A 19,627-nucleotide genomic window follows, 5' to 3' on the forward strand; every position below is an offset into this window, starting at 1 on the left:
CGTGAGAGGGTTTCCGTCGTGAGCGAGAACCCGAGCCTTCCCGTCCCCACGACCGCTGCCCGCACCGACGACCACGCCTTCGCGGCGTGGGCCGCCACGGTCGCCGGCGAGCTGCTGACCGAGGTCCGCGCCCAGGGGCTGGAGGGCAAGGAGCTCAAGGACGCCGGCGACCTGGCCGCGCACGACCTGCTGATGGCGCTGTGCGCGGCGCACCGGCCCGCCGACGCGGTGATGTCGGAGGAGAGCAAGGCCAGCATCGACGACCGGGACCGGCTGACCGCCGACCGGGTCTGGATCATCGACCCCCTCGACGGCACCCGCGAGTTCTCCGAGCCGCCGCGCGACGACTGGGCCGTGCACGTCGCCCTCTGGCAGGACGGCGAGCTCGTCGCCGGTGCGGTCGCCCAGCCGGGCATCGGCACCACCTTCGACACCGGCCGCCCGCCGCTGGTGCCCCCCGCGCACCGCCGCGCGGCCGCGCATCGCGGTCAGCCGGACCCGCCCGCCGGCGTTCGTGGAGCGGCTCGCCGAGGAGATCGGCGCGGACCTGGTCCCGATGGGGTCGGCCGGCGCCAAGGTCATCTCCGTGGTGCGCGACGTCAGCGACGCCTACGTGCACGCCGGCGGGATGTACGAGTGGGACTCCGCCGCCCCGGTGGCCGTGGCCCGGTCGGCCGGCCTGCACACCAGCCGGGTCGACGGGTCGCCGCTGGTCTACAACCAGGCCGAGGTGTGGCTGCCGGACCTGGTCGTCTGCCGGCCGGAGCTGGCCGACGTGATCCTCGACTACATCGCGCGGCACGGGGTCGAGTGAGCGTCACGACCGTGCTGTGGGACGCCGACGGCGTGCTGCAGCAGCTGCCCGCGGGCTGGGAGGCCTCGATGCGGCCGGTCGTGGGCCACCTCGTGGACGACGTGGACGGGTTCCTGGCCGAGGCGTTCGAGGCGGAGCGTCCCGCGCTGGCCGGCCGGGCACGCTGGGTCGAGGTGCTGCCCGTGCTGCTGGAGCGCTGGGGGCTGGCCGACCGCTACGACGACGCGCTGCAGGTCTGGCTGACCATCGAGCCGGTCGTCGAGACCCAGGACGTCGTCCGGGCGCTGCGCGGGCACGGCCTCCGCTGCTGCCTGGCGACCAACCAGGACGAGCACCGCGGCCGGCACATGCAGGAGACCTTCGGGTACGCCGACCTGTTCGACGCCACCTTCTACTCCTACGAGCTCGGGGTCGCGAAGCCCGACCCCGGCTACTTCACCGCCGTCCTGGACCGGCTCCACGAGCCCGCGCACCGGGTGCTGTTCGTCGACGACAACCGGGCCAACGTCGAGGCGGCCCGCACGGTGGGCCTGCTCGCGGAGCAGTGGCACGTCGACGACGGCCAGCCGGCGCTGCGCGCGCACCTCGCCCGGCACGGCCTGCCGGTCTAGGACTCCTCGGGCAGGTCGGGGGTCTCGGCCCCGTCGCGCTCGTCGCGGTCCGCCCACTCGAGCAGCGGGGACAGGTCGAACACCGCGGCGTCGAGCCCGGCGTGCAGGTCGCCGAGATCGGCGTAGCGCGCGGGCACCGTGGCGATCGTGAGGTCCCGGGGCTCGGCGTCGTCGACCTCGTCCCACCGGATCGGCGTGGAGACCGTCGCCTCGGGGTTGCCGCGCACGGAGTAGGCCGCCGCGATCGTGTGGTCGCGGGCGTTCTGGTTGTAGTCCACGAACAGCTTCGTCGGGTCCCGGTCCTTGCGCCACCAGGTCGTCGTCACGTCGTCGGTGCGCCGCTCCACCTCGCGCGCGAACGCCAGCGCCGCCCGTCGTACGTCCTGGAAGCCGTGGTCCGGGCGGATCCGCACGTAGACGTGCATCCCGGAGCCGCCGGAGGTCTTCGGGAAGCCGGTGGCGCCGAGCTCGTCGAGGACCTCGTGGGCGACGTGCGCGACCCGGCGGACCGTGGCGTAGTCGCAGGCGTCGCCGGGGTCGAGGTCGATGCGCCACTCGTCCGGGGACTCGGTGTCGGCACGGCGGCTGTTCCACGGGTGGAACTCCACGGTGGACATCTGCACCGCCCAGACCACCTGGGCGATCTCGGTGACGCAGAGCTCGTCGGCGGTGCGGTTCCACCGCGGGAAGTGCACCTGCACGGTCTCCAGCCAGGGTGGCGCGCCGGCCGGGACGCGCTTCTGGTGCACCTTCTCCCCGCTCACCCCGGTGGGGAAGCGGTGCAGCATGCAGGGCCGCTCCCGCAGCGCGTTGACGATCCCGTCGCGCACCGAGAGGTAGTAGTCGGCGAGGTCCCGCTTGGTCTCGCCGCGGGCCGGGAAGTAGACCCGGTCGGGGTTGCTCAGCCGCACGACGCGGTCGTCGATCTCCAGCTCCACCGCCGGGCTCTTCGGGGCCGCCATGCCAGCAACCTAGTGGAACCTGCCCCCGAGGACCGGCAGACTCCGGGGATGACCTCCCTCATCTCGCACACGTCCGTCGACTGCTCCGACGCCTTCGGGCTGTCCGAGTGGTGGAAGCAGGTGCTGGGGTACGTCGACATCGACGGCGACCCCAACGCGCCCGGCCACGAGGAGTGCATGATCCGGTCCGCCGAGACCGGGCACCAGGTGCTGTTCATCGAGGTCCCGGACACCAAGCGGGTCAAGAACCGGCTGCACTTCGACCTGCGACCGGTCGACGGGACCCGGGACGCCGAGGTGGCCCGGCTGCTGTCGATCGGGGCGACCCAGGTCGACGACCAGCGCGAGGTCCGCGGCGACGGGACCGGCTGGATGGTGCTGGCCGACCCCGAGGGCAACGAGTTCTGCGTGCTGCGCAGCGACGCCGAGCGGGGTGTCGTCGGCACCTCGTAGACTGGGTGGGAACCCCCCTCGAACCCCGGTCCCGGCGTGTGAGGGGGCAGTCGTGTTGCCTCGAGACGCAGGAGTTCCCCCGTGGGTGTGCGTGGTCTGTCCGACCTGGTCCTCCAGGACACCACCCTCGCCGGGGCGGTGCAGGACGCCCGGGACGGGCTCGTCCCCGCCCTGGACCTGACCGCCCCCAGCGCGCTGCGGCCGTTCGTGGTCAAGGGGCTGGTCGACGCCGGCCGGACCGTGCTGGCCGTGGCCGCGACGGCCCGCGAGGCCGAGGACCTGGTCAGCGCGCTCGGCGGGCTGATGGACCCCGACGAGGTGGCCTACTACCCCGCGTGGGAGACGCTGCCGCACGAGCGGCTGTCCCCGCGCAGCGACACCGTCGGGCGCCGGCTGGCCGTGCTGCGCCGGCTGCGGCACCCCGGCACGGACGCCTCCAACGGCCCGCTCAAGGTGGTCGTCGCGCCGGTCCGCTCCGTCCTGCAGCCCCAGGTGAGCGGGCTGGCCGACCTCGAGCCGGTCGAGCTCACCCCGGGCTCCGAGGTCGAGCTCGACGACGTCGTACGACGGCTGGCCGGCGCGGCGTACTCCCGGGTCGACCTCGTGGAGAAGCGCGGCGAGTTCGCGGTCCGCGGCGGCATCATCGACGTCTTCCCACCCACCGAGGAGCACCCGTTGCGGGTGGAGTTCTGGGGCGACGAGGTCGAGGAGATCCGGTCCTTCTCGGTCGCCGACCAGCGCACCCTCGAGCCGGCCGCGCGGCTGTGGGCGCCGCCGTGCCGCGAGCTGCTGCTCACCGACGAGGTCCGCGAACGGGCCCGGATCCTCGGCGAGAAGCACCCGCAGCTCGCAGAGATCTTCGAGAAGATCGGCGACGGCCACGCGGTCGAGGGCATGGAGTCGCTGTCCCCGGTGCTCGTCGACGAGATGGAGATGCTGGTCGACCTGCTGCCCGAGCAGACCCACGTGCTGGTGCTGGACCCCGAGCGGGCCCGCAGCCGCGCCCACGACCTGGTGGCCACCAGCGAGGAGTTCCTCGAGGCGTCCTGGGCGGCGGCGGCCGGCGGCGGCGTGGCCCCGATCGACCTCGGCAAGGCGTCCTACCACTCGCTCGGCGACGTCCGCGCGATGAGCCTCGCGCAGGGCAAGGCCTGGTGGAGCGTCTCGCCGTTCGGCCTGGACCCGGACGCCGGTGCCGTCGCCGACCGGCGCCCGCTGCGCGACTCGCTCGGCGAGATCGTGTCCTCCGGTGTGGACGCCGAGGCCGGTGCCGTGGAGTCCCGCGCGCTGCCGGTGCGGGCCGTCGACACCTACCGCGGCGACATGGACCGCGCGATCACCGACATCAAGGCGTGGCTGGCCAACGACAGCCGCGTGGTGCTGCTGCACGAAGGCCACGGCCCGGCCCAGCGGATGGTCGAGGTGCTCAAGGAGCACGACGTCGCGGTGCGCTACGTCGAGTCGCTCGACGAGGAGCCGGAGCGCGGGCTGGTGCACGTCACGACCGCGACCCTGGAGCACGGGTTCGTCGACGCCGGCCTCTGCCTGGCGGTGCTCACCGGCGACGACCTGACCGGCCAGCGTGCGTCCACCAAGGACATGCGCAAGATGCCGACCCGGCGCAAGAAGCAGATCGACCCCCTCGAGCTCAAGGCCGGCGACTACGTCGTCCACGAGCAGCACGGCGTGGGCCGCTACGTCGAGATGAAGCAGCGCGAGGTGCAGGGCGCCACCCGGGAGTACCTCGTCCTGGAGTACGGCTCCTCCAAGCGCGGCCAGCCCGCGGACCGGCTCTACGTCCCGACCGACCAGCTCGACCAGGTCACCCGCTACGTCGGCGGCGAGTCCCCGTCGCTGGACCGGCTCGGCGGCGCCGACTGGTCCAAGCGCAAGAGCCGCGCCCGCAAGGCGGTCAAGCAGATCGCCGCCGAGCTGATCAAGCTGTACGCCGCGCGGCAGGCGACCCGCGGCCACGCGTTCGGGCCGGACAGCCCGTGGCAGCGCGAGCTCGAGGACGCGTTCCCGTTCGTGGAGACGCCCGACCAGCTCTCGACCGTCGACGAGGTCAAGCGGGACATGGAGCTGCAGGTCCCGATGGACCGCCTGGTCTGCGGCGACGTGGGCTACGGCAAGACCGAGATCGCCGTGCGCGCCGCGTTCAAGGCCGTCCAGGACGGCAAGCAGGTCGCCGTGCTGGTGCCGACCACGCTGCTCGTGCAGCAGCACTTCTCCACCTTCAGCGAGCGGATGGCCGGCTTCCCGGTGATCCTCAAGGGCCTGTCGCGGTTCCAGACCGACAAGGAGGCCGCCCAGGTCATCGAGGAGCTCGCCGACGGCCGGGTCGACATCGTGATCGGCACGCACCGGCTGCTCAACCCCGACATCAAGATGAAGGACCTCGGGCTGATCATCGTCGACGAGGAGCAGCGCTTCGGGGTCGAGCACAAGGAGCAGATGAAGCGGCTCCGCACGTCGGTCGACGTGCTCTCGATGTCCGCCACGCCGATCCCGCGCACCCTGGAGATGGCGATCACCGGCATCCGGGAGATGTCCACGATCACCACCCCGCCCGAGGAGCGGCACCCGGTGCTGACCTACGTCGGCGCCTACGAGGACCGGCAGGTGATCGCCGCGATCCGCCGCGAGCTGCTCCGCGAGGGTCAGGTGTTCTTCATCCACAACCGGGTGCAGTCCATCGACCGGGCGGCCGCCCGGATCCGCGAGCTGGTGCCGGAGGCCCGGGTGGCCACCGCGCACGGCCAGATGGGGGAGCACCAGCTCGAGCAGGTGATGCTGGACTTCTGGGAGAAGCGCTTCGACGTGCTGGTCTGCACCACGATCGTGGAGTCCGGGCTCGACGTGTCCAACGCGAACACCATGCTCATCGAGCGCTCCGACACGCTCGGGCTCTCCCAGCTGCACCAGCTCCGGGGCCGGGTGGGCCGGGGACGGGAGCGGGCCTACGCCTACTTCCTCTACCCGCCGGAGAAGCCGCTCACCGAGACCGCCCACGAGCGGCTCGCGACCCTGGCCCAGCACTCCGACCTCGGCGGCGGCATGGCGATCGCGATGAAGGACCTCGAGATCCGCGGCGCCGGCAACCTGCTCGGCGGCGAGCAGTCCGGGCACATCGCCGACGTCGGCTTCGACCTCTACGTCCGGCTGGTCGGCGAGGCGGTCTCGGAGTTCCGCGGGGACGGCGCGCCCGAGCCGGTGGAGACCAAGATCGAGCTGCCCATCGACGCGCACCTGCCGCACGACTACATCCAGAGCGAGCGGCTGCGCCTGGAGATGTACAAGCGCCTGGCCGAGGTCCGGGCCGACGAGGACGTCGACCTGATCCGCGAGGAGCTCGTGGACCGCTACGGCGAGCCGCCGGAGGCGGTGGCCAGCCTGCTCCAGGTCGCCCGGTTCCGGGGCCGCGCCCGCCAGGCCGGGCTCACCGACGTCACCCTGCAGGGCAAGTACGTCCGGTTCTCCCCGGTGGAGCTCCCGGAGTCCGGCACGGTGCGCCTGAACCGGCTCTACCCCAAGAGCCTGCTCAAGCCCGGGGTGCGTACGATGCTGGTGCCCCGTCCGTCGACGGCTGTCGTGGGTGGACAGCCGATCCGCGACGAGGCGCTGCTCACCTGGGCCCGCGAGGTCATCGACACCGTCGTCGACCGCGCACCGGCGCCCACGCCGAGCTGAGCCACCGAGCTTGTCCGAGAGGTTGGAGAGAGTCGCCGTGACCCGTTCCCGCACCGTCAGGGGATCCGTCCTGGCGCTGGCCGCTGCGTTCGTGATGTCGTCGTGCGCCGCGCACCCCGGCTCCGCCGCCGTGATCGGCTCCGAGTCCATCAGCGCCCACGAGGTCGACGACGTCGCGAGCGCGCTGTGCTCGGCGCAGGGCAGCAGCCAGCAGCCGGGGCAGCAGCCCCAGCAGCTGGCCAGCCGGGCGGCCCGGCAGGGTGCGCTCGACGTGCTGATCAAGAGCTCGCTGTCCCGCCAGTACGGCGAGTCGCAGGGCGTGCAGCCCGACCAGGAGCAGGTCTCCGCGGCCCTCGCCGCCAACGCGAAGAGCATCGGCAACCTGCCCGCCGCCGAGCGTCCGGTGTTCCGCCGGACCCTGCGCGCCTACGCCGAGGGCCAGCTGATGCTGATCGAGGTGGGTCGCCGCGCGCTCACCAAGACCGGGGCCCAGAACGTCACCGAGGAGCAGGCCGTCTCCGAGGGCACCAAGCTGCGCAACGCCTGGGCCGCCAAGAACGTCGACGTCTCCGTCGACCCGCGCTTCGGCGCCTACGCCAAGGACGCGCTGCTCAACGAGAGCGGCTCGTTGTCCGTCGCGCAGTCCCAGAGCGCCACCGACGGCGGCAGCCCCGACCCGTCCCAGGGCTGGGTCGCGTCGCTGCCGGCCAGCCAGAAGTGCTCCTGACCCTCCTGGTCACCAGCCCGCGGGTCGCCCCCGGGCTGCTGTCCTGGTCCGCGTGGAGCGCGGTCGCGGCGGCCCCGCGCCGGCTGGCCTCCGCGGCGGACTCGCCTCTGGCCCGGGCGGTCGCGGCGTCCGGCCACCCGGTCGACGTGCTCCCCGGGGCGTCGGTGGCCGCGCTGCTGGACCTGGCCGGCACGGGTGACGTGCTGTGGCTGGCCGACGACGCCGAGGCGGAGGCGTTCCCGGCTGCCCTGGCCGCGGCGATCGTCGGGGGCGGCGACGTCCAGGTGGAGGTGCTGCACGGCTCGTACGACGTCCCGGGCGCCCGGCTGCTCGACCTGGTGACGGTGATGGACCGGCTGCGCACCGAGTGCCCGTGGGACCGCGAGCAGACCCACCGGTCGCTGGCGCGGTACCTCCTGGAGGAGGCCCACGAGACCCTCGAGGCGATCGACGGCCTGGACCCCGAGGAGCCCGACTACACGCACCTGCGCGAGGAGCTCGGCGACCTGCTGCTCCAGGTGTACTTCCACGCCCGGGTCGCCAGCGAGCAGCCGGACGGCTTCACGATCGACGACGTGGCCGCCGGGATCGTGGACAAGCTGGTGCACCGGCACCCGCACGTCTTCGCGGGGCTCGACGTCGCCGACGCGGACGAGGTGGAGCGCAACTGGGAGGCGCTGAAGTCCGCGGAGAAGGGCCGCGCCTCGGTGCTGGACGGCATCCCGCCCTCGCTGCCGGCGCTCGCGCTGGCCGACAAGACGCTCGGCCGGGCGGCGAAGGCCGGCGTGGACCCCCGCCCCGGTGACCCGTCGCCGGGCGGCCGGCTCCTCGACCTGGTCGTGGAGGCCCGGGCCGCCGGGCTCGACCCGGAGCAGGAGCTGCGCGGGGCGGTCGCCCGGCTGGCCGCCGACGTCCGCGCCACCGAGTCCCGCTAGCCGTCAGACCAGCGCCTCCCCGCCCTGGGCGGCCAGCGCCGCGGCGACCTGCCGGCCGTGCTCAGCCAGGAGCGCCGGGTCGACCGGCGGCAGCACGTCGTCCCAGAACGCGAGCATCGCGCCGCGGCCCTGCATCATGCCGAGCGGCCGGGCCATGAAGTGCAGGTGGAAGTGCGCCGAGCCGTCGCCCCAGCGGGAGAAGTGCGTGCGGGCGACGCCCTCGAGCGACTGCACCGCACCGGCGAGCCGCTGCACGAGGTCGCCGAACGTCGCGAGCAGGGCGGCGTCCATCTGGTCGAGCCGGACGTGCGCGTTCGGTGCGAGGCCGGCGACGAACGGCAGCCCGGTGACCGGCGCTGCCCCGACGTGCCACCGCTCGTCGCGCCAGATCAGGCGCTCGGGCGACGGCCGACAGTGGAAGCACCCGGCGGGGTCGAGCTCGCCGCTGCGCGGCTCCTCGGGGACCAGCATCGGCTCGAGCGGCTGCATCGACAGGTCGCCCTCGAAGCCGAAGAACGGCGAGCCGGTGAGCGGCGCCGCCGAGAGCCGCTCCCCGTAGGGCAGGCGCTGGTGGTACGGCGACTGGGCCGGACCGGTCCGGTGTGCGGTCATGCGGCGCAGTCTGCCAGTCGGCCTCGCAGGGCGAGCCGTGCCGCCGTCGCCGGGGCCGCGCCGTTAGGCTGGTCGGGCTTGTGTATCTACCCGTCCCTTCGACCTGCAGGAGCACATCGTGGCGTCCATCGAGGCAGTCGGCGCACGCGAGATCCTCGACTCGCGCGGCAACCCCACCATCGAGGTCGAGGTCGCTCTCGACGACGGCACCATCGGCCGTGCGGCGGTCCCCTCGGGTGCCTCCACCGGCGCGTTCGAGGCGGTCGAGCTGCGGGACGGCGGCACCCGGTACGGCGGCAAGGGGGTCGGCAAGGCCGTGGACGCGGTGCTCGACGTGATCGGTCCGGAGCTGGTCGGCTTCGAGGCCTCCGAGCAGCGGCTCGTGGACGCCCGGCTGCTCGAGCTCGACGGCACCCCGAACAAGGCGCAGCTCGGCGCCAACGCGATCCTCGGCGTCTCGTTGGCCGTGGCCCGCGCGGCCGCGGACTCGGCCGACCTGCCGTTGTTCCGCTACGTCGGCGGCCCGAACGCGCACCTGCTGCCGGTCCCGATGATGAACATCCTCAACGGCGGCTCGCACGCCGACACCGGCGTGGACGTGCAGGAGTTCATGATCGCGCCGATCGGCGCCGCGACCTTCCGGGAGGCCCTCGAGCAGGGCGCCAGCGTCTACCACGCGCTGAAGGCGGTGCTGAAGGAGAAGGGCCTGGCCACCGGCCTCGGCGACGAGGGCGGCTTCGCCCCCGACCTGCCGAACAACCGCGAGGCGCTCGACCTGATCACGGTGGCCGTGGAGAAGACCGGCCTGGTCGCCGGCAAGGACATCGTGTTCGCGCTCGACGTGGCCGCCTCGGAGTTCTTCACCGACGGCGCCTACCAGTTCGAGGGCGCCGCCAAGACCTCCGCGGAGATGCAGGCCTACTACGCCGACCTCGCCGCGTCGTACCCGATCGTGTCCATCGAGGACCCGCTCGACGAGGAGGACTGGGCCGGCTGGGCGTCGATGACCGCCGAGCTCGGCTCCAAGATCCAGCTGGTCGGCGACGACCTGTTCGTCACCAACGTGGAGCGCCTCGGCCGCGGGATCACCGAGCAGTCCGCGAACGCGCTGCTGGTCAAGGTGAACCAGATCGGCTCGCTCACCGAGACGCTGGACTCCGTCGACCTCGCGCACCGCAACGGCTTCCGCTGCATGATGAGCCACCGCTCCGGCGAGACCGAGGACACCACGATCGCCGACCTCGCCGTGGCCACCAACTGCGGCCAGATCAAGACCGGTGCCCCGGCCCGCTCCGAGCGGGTCGCGAAGTACAACCAGCTGCTCCGCATCGAGGAGGAGCTCGACGACGCCGCCCGCTACGCCGGTCGCGGCGCGTTCCCCCCGCTTCGGTCAGGGGCGCTGAGCAGCCGCATGTCGCAGGGTCGTCCGTCGGGACGGGGTCAGGACCCCCGCAGGCGCACCACGGGGTCCGGTCCCCGTGGTGCCTCGCGTCGTGCCTCGACCCCGCGGCCGGGCCCCGGCGCGCGACCCGGGGCCGGGCCGGGCCCGCGGCGCGGCGTGCCGCGCCAGCGCCCCCCGGGCCGCGGACCGGGGCAGGCCGCGCCGCGCCCCCGGCTCACCGGGCGGGCCGCCATCCTGGTGCTGGTCCTGGCGGTGCTGATGGTGTCCTACGCGTCGAGCATGCGGGCCTACCTCGAGCAGCGCCGGCACCAGGCCGCGCTGAGCGCGAGCATCTCCGACTCCCGGGCCACGATCGCCGACCTGCAGCGCGAGAAGAAGCGCTGGAAGGACCCGGCCTACGTCCGCACGATCGCCCACCAGCGCTTCGGCTGGGTGCTCCCCGGCGAGATCGGCTTCCAGGTCCTCGACGACGACGGCAAGCCGCTCGGGCACACCGACACGCTGTCCGACCCGTCCGCGGTCACCGCGGCGTCCCGGCCGCTGTGGTGGCAGTCCGCGTGGGGCAGCGTGGTCACCGCCGGCAAGCCCGACGTCGCCGCACGCGACGTGCCGCAGCCGGTCACCAAGATCAAGCCGCCGCCGGTGCCCAAGGAGAAGCAGTGATCGAACCCGGTGACGAGGCGGTCATCGCGGCTCAGCTCGGCCGGCCCCCGCGGGGCATCCACGCGATCGGGCACCGGTGCCCGTGCGGCAACCCGGACGTCGTGGCCACCGAGCCGCGGCTGCCCGACGGCACGCCGTTCCCGACGACCTTCTACCTGACCTGCCCGCGGGCCGCGTCGCTGATCGGCACCCTCGAGGCGTCCGGACTGATGAAGGAGATGTCGGACCGGCTCGAGCAGGACCCCGAGCTGGCCGCGGCCTACCGGGCGGCGCACGAGTCCTACCTCGCCTACCGCGAGGCGATCGGCGAGGTCCCCGAGATCGCCGGCGTCTCGGCCGGCGGCATGCCGACCCGGGTGAAGTGCCTGCACGTGCTCGCCGGCCAGTCGCTGGCCCAGGGCCGCGGGGTGAACCCGCTCGGCGACGAGGTGCTCGACGCGCTCGGCGACTTCTGGCGGTCCGGTCCCTGCGCGTCGGCCTGCGCCGGCGACGCGTGACCCGGGTCGCCGCGGTCGACTGCGGCACCAACACCGTCAAGCTGCTGGTCGCCGACGTCGACCCGAAGGCCGGCACCCAGGACAACCTGGTCCGCGAGCTGCGCATCGTCCGGCTCGGCCAGGACGTCGACCGCACCGGCCGGCTGGCCGACGAGGCGCTGGCCCGGCTGTTCACGGCCGTCGAGGAGTACGCCGCCATCGTCGCCACCCACGACGTCGACGCGCTGCGGTTCGTGGCCACCTCGGCGGTGCGGGACGCCGGCAACGTCGACGAGTTCACCCGCGGGGTCCGCGAGCGGCTCGGGGTGGAGCCCGAGGTGGTGTCCGGCGACGAGGAGGCGGCGCTGTCCTACGACGGCGCGACCCGGGCCCTGGTCGACGTACCGTTCCCGGTGGCGGTGCTCGACATCGGCGGCGGCTCGACCGAGCTGATCCTGGGCGACGCGCCCGCCCGGGTGAGCGCCGCCCGGTCCCTGGACATCGGCTCGGTGCGGCTGACCGAGCGGCTGCTGCCGTCGGACCCGCCGACCGCGGCCGAGGTGGCCGCCGCGACCCGGGTCGTCGACGGGGCGCTCGACACCCTCCCGTCGTACGGCGTGCACGCCGGCGACGCGCGCACCCTGGTGGGCACCGCCGGCACCGTCACCACGGTGGCCGCCGTGCTGCTCGGGCTGGACCACTACGACCGGGCCCGCGTGCACCACGCGTCGTTCTCGACCGCGCAGGTGCACGAGCTCACCGCCCGGCTGCTGGCCGCGACCGTCGCCGAGCGCGAGCTGCTGCACGTGCCGCCGGGCCGCTCCGACGTGATCGGGGCGGGCGCGCTGATCCTGGACCGGGTGCTGCGGAGGTCGGGGGCCGACCGGCTGCTGGTCTCGGACTCCGACATCCTCGACGGCATCGCCTGGTCCATCGCCTGAGCAACCGGTGTCCGTCCGGGGCCGGGGGAGGTGTGACGATGGGCGGCGTGACGAGCGACCTCCCGCACCCGGCGACCCGTCAACCGTTCCCCTCGCCCGTCCCGCCCGGCACCGGGTGGCCGGACGACCCGGCCACCGCCGCGACCCCGGTGGCCCGTACCCCCGACGACGTACGACGGGCCGCCGGACCGGCCGACCTCGCGGAGCTGACCGCAGAGGTCAGTGTCTGCCGGGCCTGCCCGCGGCTGGTCACCTGGCGCGAGGACGTCGCCCGCGACAAGCGGGCGTCGTTCGCTGGGGAGCCGTACTGGGGCCGGCCGATCGCCGGCTGGGGGTCCGAGACGCCCGGGGTGCTGATCGTCGGGCTCGCGCCGGCCGCGAACGGCGGGAACCGCACCGGGCGGATCTTCACCGGGGACCGGTCCGGGGACTGGCTGTTCGCCGCGCTGCACCGGGTCGGCCTCGCCGCACAGCCCACCTCGGTGCACGCCGGCGACGGCCAGCGGCTGCTCGGCGCCCGGATGGTCGCCGCAGTCCGCTGCGCGCCGCCGGACAACAAGCCGACCACCGTCGAGCGGGACACCTGCGCGCCGTGGCTGGAGCGCGAGGTCGAGCTCGTCGGCGGCTCGGTGCGCGCGGTCGTCTGCCTCGGGCAGTACGGCTGGGACGCCGCGCTGCGCACCCTCCGCTCCCTGGGGTACGACGTCCCGCGACCGAAGCCGAGGTTCGGGCACGCCGCCGAGGCACGGGTCACCGCACCCGGGGGCCGCGAGGTCACCGTGCTGGGCAGCTACCACCCCTCGCAGCAGAACACCTTCACCGGCCGGCTGACCGAGCCGATGCTCGACGCCGTGCTGACCCGGGCCGCCGCGCTCGCCGTGGAAGGATGACGCCCGCCGGGGCCCCCGTATCCCAACGGCAGAGGAAGAGGTCTTAAAAACCTCGCAGTGTGGGTTCGAGTCCCACCGGGGGCACCACCGCCGCAGCCCGCGTCACCCGGCGATGACCGGGGACCGCCGGACCCGCAGCGAGATCACCGCCGCGACCACGCACAGCAGCGCCGCGCTGAACCAGGCCACCGTGTAGGTGCCGGTCCGGTCCCGGGCGAACCCGGCCGCCACCGACGCGATCGCCGCGCCGATCTGGTGGGAGGCGAACACCCAGCCGAAGACCACGGTCCCGGACCTCCCGAACGCCTGCCGGCACAGCGCGACGGTCGGCGGCACGGTCGCCACCCAGTCCAGCCCGTAGATCACCACGAAGGCGACGATGCTCGGGTGCACCGAGCCGGCGAGCAGCACCGGCAGCAGCGCGAGCCCGACGCCGCGGAAGAAGTAGTAGAAGCCCAGCAGCAGCCGCGGGTCGTAGCGGTCGGTGAGCCACCCCGAGCCGATCGTGCCGACGATGTCGAAGATGCCGACGACCGCGAGCAGCCCGGCGGCGGTGGTCTCGCCCATGCCGTGGTCGTGCGCGGCCGGCACGAAGTGCGTGCCGATCAGCCCGTTGGTGGTCGCGCCGCAGATCGCGAACCCGGCGACCAGCGCCCAGAACGTGCGGGTCCGCGACGCCTCGCGCAGCGCGTCGACCGCGGCCCGTGCGGCGCCCGGCCGGGCGGCGACGTCGACCTGGTCGGACTCGAGCACGGGGGAGTGCGCGGGTTCGTCCGCGCCGTACGCGCTGACCCCGCGGTCGGCGGGGTGGTCGCGCATCACCAGCAGCACCAGCGGTACGACGGCCAGGGCGGCTGCCGCGATCACCAGCGAGGCGACCCGCCAGCCGGCCGACTGGGCGACGCCGGCCACCACCGGCAGGAAGATCAGCTGCCCGGTCGCGCTGCCGGCGGTGAGGATCCCGGTCACCAGCCCGCGGCGCCTCACGAACCAGCGCTGGGCCACGGTGGCCGCGAACACCAGCGCCATCGACCCGGTGCCCAGGCCGATCAGCACGCCCCAGGTCAGCAGCAGCTGCCAGCTCTCGCGCACGAAGATGCTCAGCCCGGAGCCCAGCGAGATCAGCAGCAGCGCGCAGGTGGTCACCCGGCGGATCCCGAAGCGGTCCATCAGCGCGGCCGCGAACGGTGCGGTGAGGCCGAACAGCACGAGGTTCACGCCGACGGCCAGGGACAGGGTGCCCCGGCTCCAGCCGAACTCGTCCTGCAGCGGCAGCATCAGCACGCCCGGCGCGGCCCGGAAGCCGGCCGCGCCGAGCAGCGCGACGAACGCGACGGCGGCGACCGGCCAGGCGGGATGCACCCGGTGGCGCACGGGGGTGACGGTGGTCATCGGGCTTCTCTCGGAGCGGGTGGCTGGTGCCGAGGACGCTAGCAGCCTAAACTTTTCTCAAGCAAGCCAGATCCGGCCACCGACCGTCGAGAAGGAGACACCGTGCCGCTGCGCTCCGACTGGTCCGACGCCGCCTGCCCGATCGCCCGCTCCCTGGACGTGGTGGGCGACCCGTGGGTGCTGCTGGTGCTGCGCGAGGCGCTCACCGGCACCACCCGCTTCGAGCAGCTCCGTTCCGCGCTCGGGATCGCCGACAACGTGCTGGCGCGGCGGCTCGCGGCGATGGTCGATGCCGGGCTGCTCTCGCGGACGCCGTACGACGCCGGGAACCGGACCCGCGAGGAGTACCTCCTCACGCCCTCCGGCGCCGACCTGTTCCCGGTGCTGCACGCCCTGGCGCAGTGGGGGGAGCGGCACCGGCCCGCCGCGGACGGGCATCGGCTCGACGTGGTGCACGAGGTGTGCGGCGAGGTCACCGGCAGCGCCGACACGTGCACGGCCTGCGGCGAGCGGCTGCGTCCGGGCACCGTGTCGTGGCGCCGTCCCCGGGACCCGGCGACGCTCGTGCCGCTGGTCCGCTGACAATATTTGTCGTCTGCACCTAAAAACCGGCTGAGAGACGCGCACCCGCGGGAACACCGGCCGCATCGCGACCGTTCTACCCCGTAGCGGACACGTACGATGGACGTGCGGTTCCACTCGGGCTCCCAGATCGGGAGTCATCGGCCTCCAAGGAGGAGACCACACATGCAGAGCAGCAACCCTGTCTTCCGCAGGTCGGAGGGCTTCAACGGCAAGTCCACGACCAGCGGGATGAGCTACCCCGCCTACGGCACGCAGACCCGGACCGACCCCTACGGCGGTGGCCGCCAGGACGCGCCCGTCTACACCGGTCCGTCCACGGACGCCCGGATGACGATCGACTCGGTCGTGCAGAAGTCCGGCATCACCCTGGGGTTGGTCGTGCTCGTCGCGGCCGCGACCTGGTTCCTCACCCCGGCGCCCGGCTCGCTGGACGCCGGCGTCCTCTACCTCCTGCTGATGGTGGGCGCCTTCGGTGGCTTCGCGCTGTCGATGGTGAACTCCTTCAAGCGGGTGATCAGCCCGGGCCTGGTGATCGCCTACGCCGTCCTCGAGGGCCTGTTCGTCGGCGCCTTCAGCAAGGTGATCGACGGGTCCTTCGGCGACGGCGAGCACGGGATCGTCGTCGGCGCGGTGGCCGGCACCTTCGCCGCGGTGGCCGGCACGCTCGCGGCGTACAAGTTCTTCAACATCCGGGTCACCCCGACCTTCCGCAAGTGGGTCGTCGGCGCGATGCTCGGCTTCGTCGCCGTCGCGCTGCTCGACGTCGTGCTGGGCCTGTTCGGGTCGTCGTTCGGCTTCAACGGCTTCGGACCGATGGGCCTGCTGTCCAGCGTCATCGGCCTGGGCCTCGGCGTGCTGATGCTGATCCTGGACTTCGACTTCGTGGAGCGCGGCATCGAGGCCGGCCTCCCCGAGCGCGAGTCGTGGCGGGCCGCGTTCGGCCTGACCGTGACGATCATCTGGATCTACGTCGAGCTGCTGCGCATCCTCGCGATCCTGCGCGGCGACTGACCGACCCCGCCCCGCCGTACGACGCAGGAGCCCCGCACCGACCACGGTGCGGGGCTCCTCGTGCTCCGGCTGCCTGCGGGCTCAGGCCTGCACGTGCGGGTCGGTCTCCGAGGACTGCGGGGTCTCCACGTCGGACTCGGGCTGGCGACGCCGCCGGCGCAGCTGGACCCAGCGACCCCGGGCGCCGCGGGCCGAGCCGCCGATGTGGGTGCCGTCGATCTCGGTGCCCGGCGTGCGGGCGGCCTCGACCGCGGCCTCGGAGATCGGCAGGATCGCCTCGCCGCGGGCCGCCTCGGGCACCAGGTCCTCGAACGGGATCACGCCGACCGCGGCCAGCACCGAGGGCAGCAGCACCGAGGCGAGCGTGGAGTAGCCGGCCGCGGAGGGGTGGAAGCGGTCCGGGCCGAAGAACAGCGCCGGGGTCGCGGCGAACTCGGGCCCGAGCACCGACCCGAGCGAGACGGTCCGCCCGCCGGCCTCGACGGTCGCGATCGTCTGGGCGGCCGCGAGCCGGCGCGACCACAGCCGGGCGACCTGCTTGAGCGGCGGCGCGATCGGCTCGATGGTCCCGAGGTCGGGGCAGGTGCCCACGACGACCTCGGTGCCGGCCTCCCGGAGCCGCAGCACGGCGGCCTCGAGGAGCCGCACGGACTCCGAGGGGAGCCGGGAGTGGGTGACGTCGTTGGCCCCGACCATGATCACCGCCGCGTGCGGCTCGATGGTCAGGGCCTTGTCGATCTGCCGGGACAGGTCGCGGGTCTGGGCGCCGACGAACGCGACCGAGCGGAGGTAGACCCGGCGTCCCGCGCCCTCGGCCAGCCCCGAGGCGAGGTGCGCCCCCGGGGTGTCCTGCACGGACTCCACGCCGTAGCCGGCCGCCGAGGAGTCGCCGAGCAGCGCGATCTTGATCGCGGGGCCGGGCCGGCCCATGCCGTACCACCCCGTGGAGTCCGGCGGCTCGCCCACCGCGTCGCCGATCTGCCGCCGGGCGATGACCGCCTCGGCGCGCAGGACGCCGTACAGGGAGGCGCCCACGACGGAGAGACCCCCGCCACCGAAAGCAGCAGCGGCGGCAAGCTTGCGAGCCGCACCAGCCTTCCCCACGACGCCACTGTACGAGAGCGATCTAAACTGCCGACGTGCACTACGCGAACTCACTCCTGGACCTGATCGGCAACACTCCCCTCGTCAAGCTGAACAAGACGGTGGACGACGCGAAGGGCCTCGTCCTCGCGAAGGTGGAGTACCTCAACCCGGGCGGGTCGGTGAAGGACCGCATCGCCACCCGGATGATCGACGCCGCCGAGGAGTCCGGCGAGCTCAAGCCCGGCGGCACGATCGTCGAGCCCACCTCCGGCAACACCGGGGTCGGGCTCGCGATGGTCGCCCAGGCGCGCGGCTACCAGTGCGTGTTCGTGTGCCCGGACAAGGTCAGCGAGGACAAGCAGAACGTCCTCAAGGCGTACGGCGCCCGCGTGGTCGTCTGCCCGACGGCCGTGGAGCCGGAGCACCCCGACTCCTACTACAGCGTCTCGGACCGGCTCGTCCGCGAGATCGAGGGCGCCTGGAAGCCCAACCAGTACGCCAACGTGAACAACCCGCGCTCGCACTACGAGACGACCGGCCCGGAGATCTGGGAGCAGACGGACGGCCGGATCACGCACTTCGTCGCGGGCGTCGGCACCGGCGGCACGATCAGCGGCATCGGCCGCTACCTCAAGGAGCAGAACCCCGCGGTCAAGGTGATCGGCGCCGACCCGGCCGGCTCGGTCTACTCCGGCGGCACCGGCCGCCCCTACCTCGTCGAGGGCGTGGGCGAGGACTTCTGGCCGACCACCTACGACCCGGACATCGCCGACCGGATCATCGAGGTCTCCGACGCGGACTCCTTCGACTTCACCCGCCGGCTGGCCCGCGAGGAGGCGATGCTCGTCGGCGGTTCGTCCGGGATGGCGGCGTTCGCGGCCGTGCAGCTCGCCCGGGAGCTCGACGACCCGGACGCGGTGATCGTGGTGCTGCTCCCGGACTCCGGGCGCGGCTACCTCGCCAAGGTCTTCAACGACGAGTGGCTGGCGCAGTACGGCTTCCTCCCCGCCACCGACGAGCAGACCGTCGGCCAGGTGCTGCGCGGCAAGAGCGGCGTGCTGCCCGACCTCGTGCACACGCACCCCAGCGAGACCATCGCGGAGGCCGTGCACATCCTCCAGGAGTACGGCGTCTCGCAGATGCCCGTGGTCCGCGCCGAGCCGCCGATCGTCGCGGCCGAGGTGGCCGGCAGCGTCTCCGAGCGCAAGCTGCTCGACGCGCTGTTCTCCGGCCACGCCAAGCTGATCGACCAGGTGGACGCGCACATGGACGAGCCGCTGCCCACCATCGGCGCGAACGCCCCGGTGGCCGAGGCGGTCGCGCACCTCGAGAGCGCCGACGCGCTGCTGGTGCAGGAGGACGGCAAGCCGGTCGGCGTGGTGACCCGCCAGGACCTGCTCTCCTACCTGGCCACCCGGTAGGCCCGGTCCGGTCCCGCCCGGGTCAGCGCACCCGGGCGGCGATCGGCGAGGCGTCGACGGCGTCCGGGTGCAGGATCCCGGCCAGCGCCTCGACACCGTCGACCAGCCGGGGTCCCGGCCGGGCGAAGGACGCGTTGGCGTCCACCGCCCACACCGTGACGTGCTCCGGCAGCACCCCCGCGGCGACCACCTGCTCGGCGAGCGCACGGGACTGCTCGAGCCCGTAGCCGCACGGCGCGCACACCACGACCTCCGGCGCCGCGGCGTCCACCTCGTCCCAGGTGACCCGGAACGACTTCTCCCCGGCCGTGCCGAGCACCGACTCGCCGCCGGCCCGGGTGACCATCTCGGGGACCCAGTGGCCGGGTGCGAACGGCGGATCGGTCCACTCCAGGACGAGCACCCGCGGCCGGGGGCGGTCCGCGGTCCGCCGTACGACGGCGTCCAGGCGGGACCGCAGGGAGGCGACCAGGTCGGCGGCGCGGGCCTCGGTGCCGGTGGCCTTGCCGAGCGTGCCGACCGACCCGAGCACCTCCTCGAGCGTGTGCGGGTCGATGGTGAGCACCTCGGCGGTGCAGCCGAGGTGCGCGAGCGCGTCGTCGACCACCGAGACGTCGACCGCGCACACCGCGCACAGGTCCTGGGTGACCACGAGGTCGGCGTCCAGGCCGGCCAGCGCGCCCTCGTCGAGGTGGTAGAGGTCCACGCCGTTGCGCATCGCGTCGGCGACGAACCCGTCGATCTCGACCGGGGTCAGCCCCTCGGGCATCGCGCTGGTGGACACGATCGTGCGGCTGCGCGCCTCGGCCGGGTGGTCGCACTCGAAGGTCACCCCGACCACGTCGGCGCCCGCCCCGAGGTCGAACAGGATCTCCGTCGTGGACGGCAGCAACGACACGATGCGCATGCCCCCGATCCTAGGCGCGGACGCCCGGGTGGACGTGGGGGCGGGTGTC

General features: G+C 73.5%; 18 protein-coding genes, 1 tRNA gene and 2 pseudogenes. 16 read left to right on the forward strand and 5 right to left on the reverse strand.

Annotated elements, in window-relative coordinates:
* Positions 1 to 18: 18 nt before the first annotated feature.
* The 3 genes and pseudogenes from KRR39_RS24015 to KRR39_RS00425 all read left to right on the forward strand — a co-directional run.
* A pseudogene (locus KRR39_RS24015) lies at positions 19 to 366 on the forward strand (inositol monophosphatase family protein); the annotation flags it as partial.
* Positions 367 to 394: 28 nt separating this feature from the next.
* On the forward strand, positions 395 to 814 hold the full coding sequence (locus tag KRR39_RS24020) for an inositol monophosphatase family protein (RefSeq protein ID WP_254185796.1): 420 nt from the start codon (positions 395 to 397) through the stop codon (positions 812 to 814).
* The gene (locus tag KRR39_RS00425) at positions 811 to 1,425 is read left to right on the forward strand and encodes an HAD family hydrolase (RefSeq protein WP_216939877.1); all 615 of its coding nucleotides are present in this window, start codon (positions 811 to 813) and stop codon (positions 1,423 to 1,425) included. The genes KRR39_RS24020 and KRR39_RS00425 overlap by 4 nt, the downstream gene beginning before the upstream one ends.
* On the opposite strand, the gene ligD is transcribed toward KRR39_RS00425, so the two are convergent.
* Positions 1,422 to 2,387, reverse strand: coding sequence for a non-homologous end-joining DNA ligase (ligD, locus tag KRR39_RS00430; protein ID WP_216939878.1), 966 nt, complete (start codon positions 2,385 to 2,387; stop codon positions 1,422 to 1,424). The genes KRR39_RS00425 and ligD overlap by 4 nt on opposite strands.
* 48 nt (positions 2,388 to 2,435) lie before the next feature.
* Here ligD and KRR39_RS00435 point away from each other — a divergent pair, with 48 nt between their 5' ends.
* From KRR39_RS00435 to KRR39_RS25760, 4 genes are all read left to right on the forward strand, one after another.
* Positions 2,436 to 2,840, forward strand: coding sequence for a VOC family protein (locus KRR39_RS00435; protein ID WP_216939879.1), 405 nt, complete (start codon positions 2,436 to 2,438; stop codon positions 2,838 to 2,840).
* 81 nt (positions 2,841 to 2,921) lie between these two features.
* The gene (gene mfd / locus KRR39_RS00440; RefSeq protein ID WP_216939880.1) at positions 2,922 to 6,530 is read left to right on the forward strand and encodes a transcription-repair coupling factor; all 3,609 of its coding nucleotides are present in this window, start codon (positions 2,922 to 2,924) and stop codon (positions 6,528 to 6,530) included.
* Positions 6,531 to 6,567: 37 nt separating this feature from the next.
* A complete protein-coding gene (locus tag KRR39_RS00445) occupies positions 6,568 to 7,257 on the forward strand; it encodes a SurA N-terminal domain-containing protein (RefSeq protein WP_216939881.1) in 690 nt (229 codons plus the stop codon).
* Positions 7,248 to 8,192, forward strand: a complete 945-nt coding sequence (locus tag KRR39_RS25760) for a nucleoside triphosphate pyrophosphohydrolase (RefSeq protein WP_367303699.1) — start codon at positions 7,248 to 7,250, stop codon at positions 8,190 to 8,192. The genes KRR39_RS00445 and KRR39_RS25760 overlap by 10 nt, the downstream gene beginning before the upstream one ends.
* A 3-nt stretch (positions 8,193 to 8,195) precedes the next feature.
* Here the strand turns inward: KRR39_RS25760 and KRR39_RS00455 are convergent, their stop codons facing one another.
* Positions 8,196 to 8,804 (reverse strand): HIT family protein, encoded by a 609-nt coding sequence (locus KRR39_RS00455; protein WP_216939882.1) that lies wholly within the window; start codon positions 8,802 to 8,804, stop codon positions 8,196 to 8,198.
* A gap of 118 nt (positions 8,805 to 8,922) precedes the next feature.
* Between KRR39_RS00455 and eno the strand changes: the two are divergent.
* The 6 genes and pseudogenes from eno to KRR39_RS00480 form a co-directional block, all read left to right on the forward strand.
* Positions 8,923 to 10,185 (forward strand): annotated as a pseudogene (gene eno, locus KRR39_RS24025) (phosphopyruvate hydratase); the annotation flags it as partial.
* 30 nt (positions 10,186 to 10,215) lie between these two features.
* A complete protein-coding gene (locus KRR39_RS25445) occupies positions 10,216 to 10,869 on the forward strand; it encodes an FtsB family cell division protein (protein WP_302053610.1) in 654 nt (217 codons plus the stop codon).
* Entirely contained in the window at positions 10,866 to 11,366 is a 501-nt protein-coding gene (locus tag KRR39_RS00465; protein WP_216939884.1) for a DUF501 domain-containing protein, read from the forward strand. The genes KRR39_RS25445 and KRR39_RS00465 overlap by 4 nt, the downstream gene beginning before the upstream one ends.
* Complete coding sequence (locus tag KRR39_RS00470; RefSeq protein WP_254185406.1) at positions 11,363 to 12,286, forward strand: Ppx/GppA phosphatase family protein; 924 nt, start codon at positions 11,363 to 11,365, stop codon at positions 12,284 to 12,286. Before KRR39_RS00465 ends, KRR39_RS00470 begins: the two co-directional genes overlap by 4 nt.
* A gap of 47 nt (positions 12,287 to 12,333) precedes the next feature.
* Positions 12,334 to 13,176 carry a uracil-DNA glycosylase gene (locus KRR39_RS00475; protein ID WP_302053531.1) on the forward strand — a complete coding sequence of 281 codons (843 nt, stop codon included), beginning with the start codon at positions 12,334 to 12,336 and terminating at the stop codon, positions 13,174 to 13,176.
* Between the two features lie 11 nt (positions 13,177 to 13,187).
* A tRNA-Leu gene (locus tag KRR39_RS00480) sits at positions 13,188 to 13,263 on the forward strand.
* Positions 13,264 to 13,278: 15 nt separating this feature from the next.
* On the opposite strand, the gene KRR39_RS00485 is transcribed toward KRR39_RS00480, so the two are convergent.
* Positions 13,279 to 14,568, reverse strand: coding sequence for an MFS transporter (locus tag KRR39_RS00485; protein ID WP_216939886.1), 1,290 nt, complete (start codon positions 14,566 to 14,568; stop codon positions 13,279 to 13,281).
* 102 nt (positions 14,569 to 14,670) lie between these two features.
* On the opposite strand from KRR39_RS00485, the gene KRR39_RS00490 reads away from it, so the two are divergent.
* Together KRR39_RS00490 and KRR39_RS00495 are read left to right on the forward strand one after the other, a co-directional pair.
* Entirely contained in the window at positions 14,671 to 15,150 is a 480-nt protein-coding gene (locus KRR39_RS00490; RefSeq protein WP_216939887.1) for a winged helix-turn-helix transcriptional regulator, read from the forward strand.
* 165 nt (positions 15,151 to 15,315) lie between these two features.
* Positions 15,316 to 16,164: a Bax inhibitor-1/YccA family protein gene (locus KRR39_RS00495; protein WP_216939888.1), complete on the forward strand. Its 849-nt coding sequence runs from the start codon at positions 15,316 to 15,318 to the stop codon at positions 16,162 to 16,164.
* 81 nt (positions 16,165 to 16,245) lie between these two features.
* Here the strand turns inward: KRR39_RS00495 and KRR39_RS00500 are convergent, their stop codons facing one another.
* Positions 16,246 to 17,199, reverse strand: a complete 954-nt coding sequence (locus tag KRR39_RS00500) for an SGNH/GDSL hydrolase family protein (RefSeq protein WP_254185407.1) — start codon at positions 17,197 to 17,199, stop codon at positions 16,246 to 16,248.
* A 104-nt stretch (positions 17,200 to 17,303) separates the two neighbouring features.
* Here KRR39_RS00500 and KRR39_RS00505 point away from each other — a divergent pair, with 104 nt between their 5' ends.
* Positions 17,304 to 18,671: a cystathionine beta-synthase gene (locus KRR39_RS00505; RefSeq protein WP_216939890.1), complete on the forward strand. Its 1,368-nt coding sequence runs from the start codon at positions 17,304 to 17,306 to the stop codon at positions 18,669 to 18,671.
* A gap of 22 nt (positions 18,672 to 18,693) precedes the next feature.
* Here the strand turns inward: KRR39_RS00505 and KRR39_RS00510 are convergent, their stop codons facing one another.
* Positions 18,694 to 19,578, reverse strand: coding sequence for a cobalamin-binding protein (locus tag KRR39_RS00510; RefSeq protein WP_216939891.1), 885 nt, complete (start codon positions 19,576 to 19,578; stop codon positions 18,694 to 18,696).
* Positions 19,579 to 19,627 lie beyond the last annotated feature (49 nt).

The organism is Nocardioides panacis, from assembly GCF_019039255.1.
In the GTDB taxonomy this organism is placed as follows: domain Bacteria; phylum Actinomycetota; class Actinomycetes; order Propionibacteriales; family Nocardioidaceae; genus Nocardioides_B; species Nocardioides_B panacis.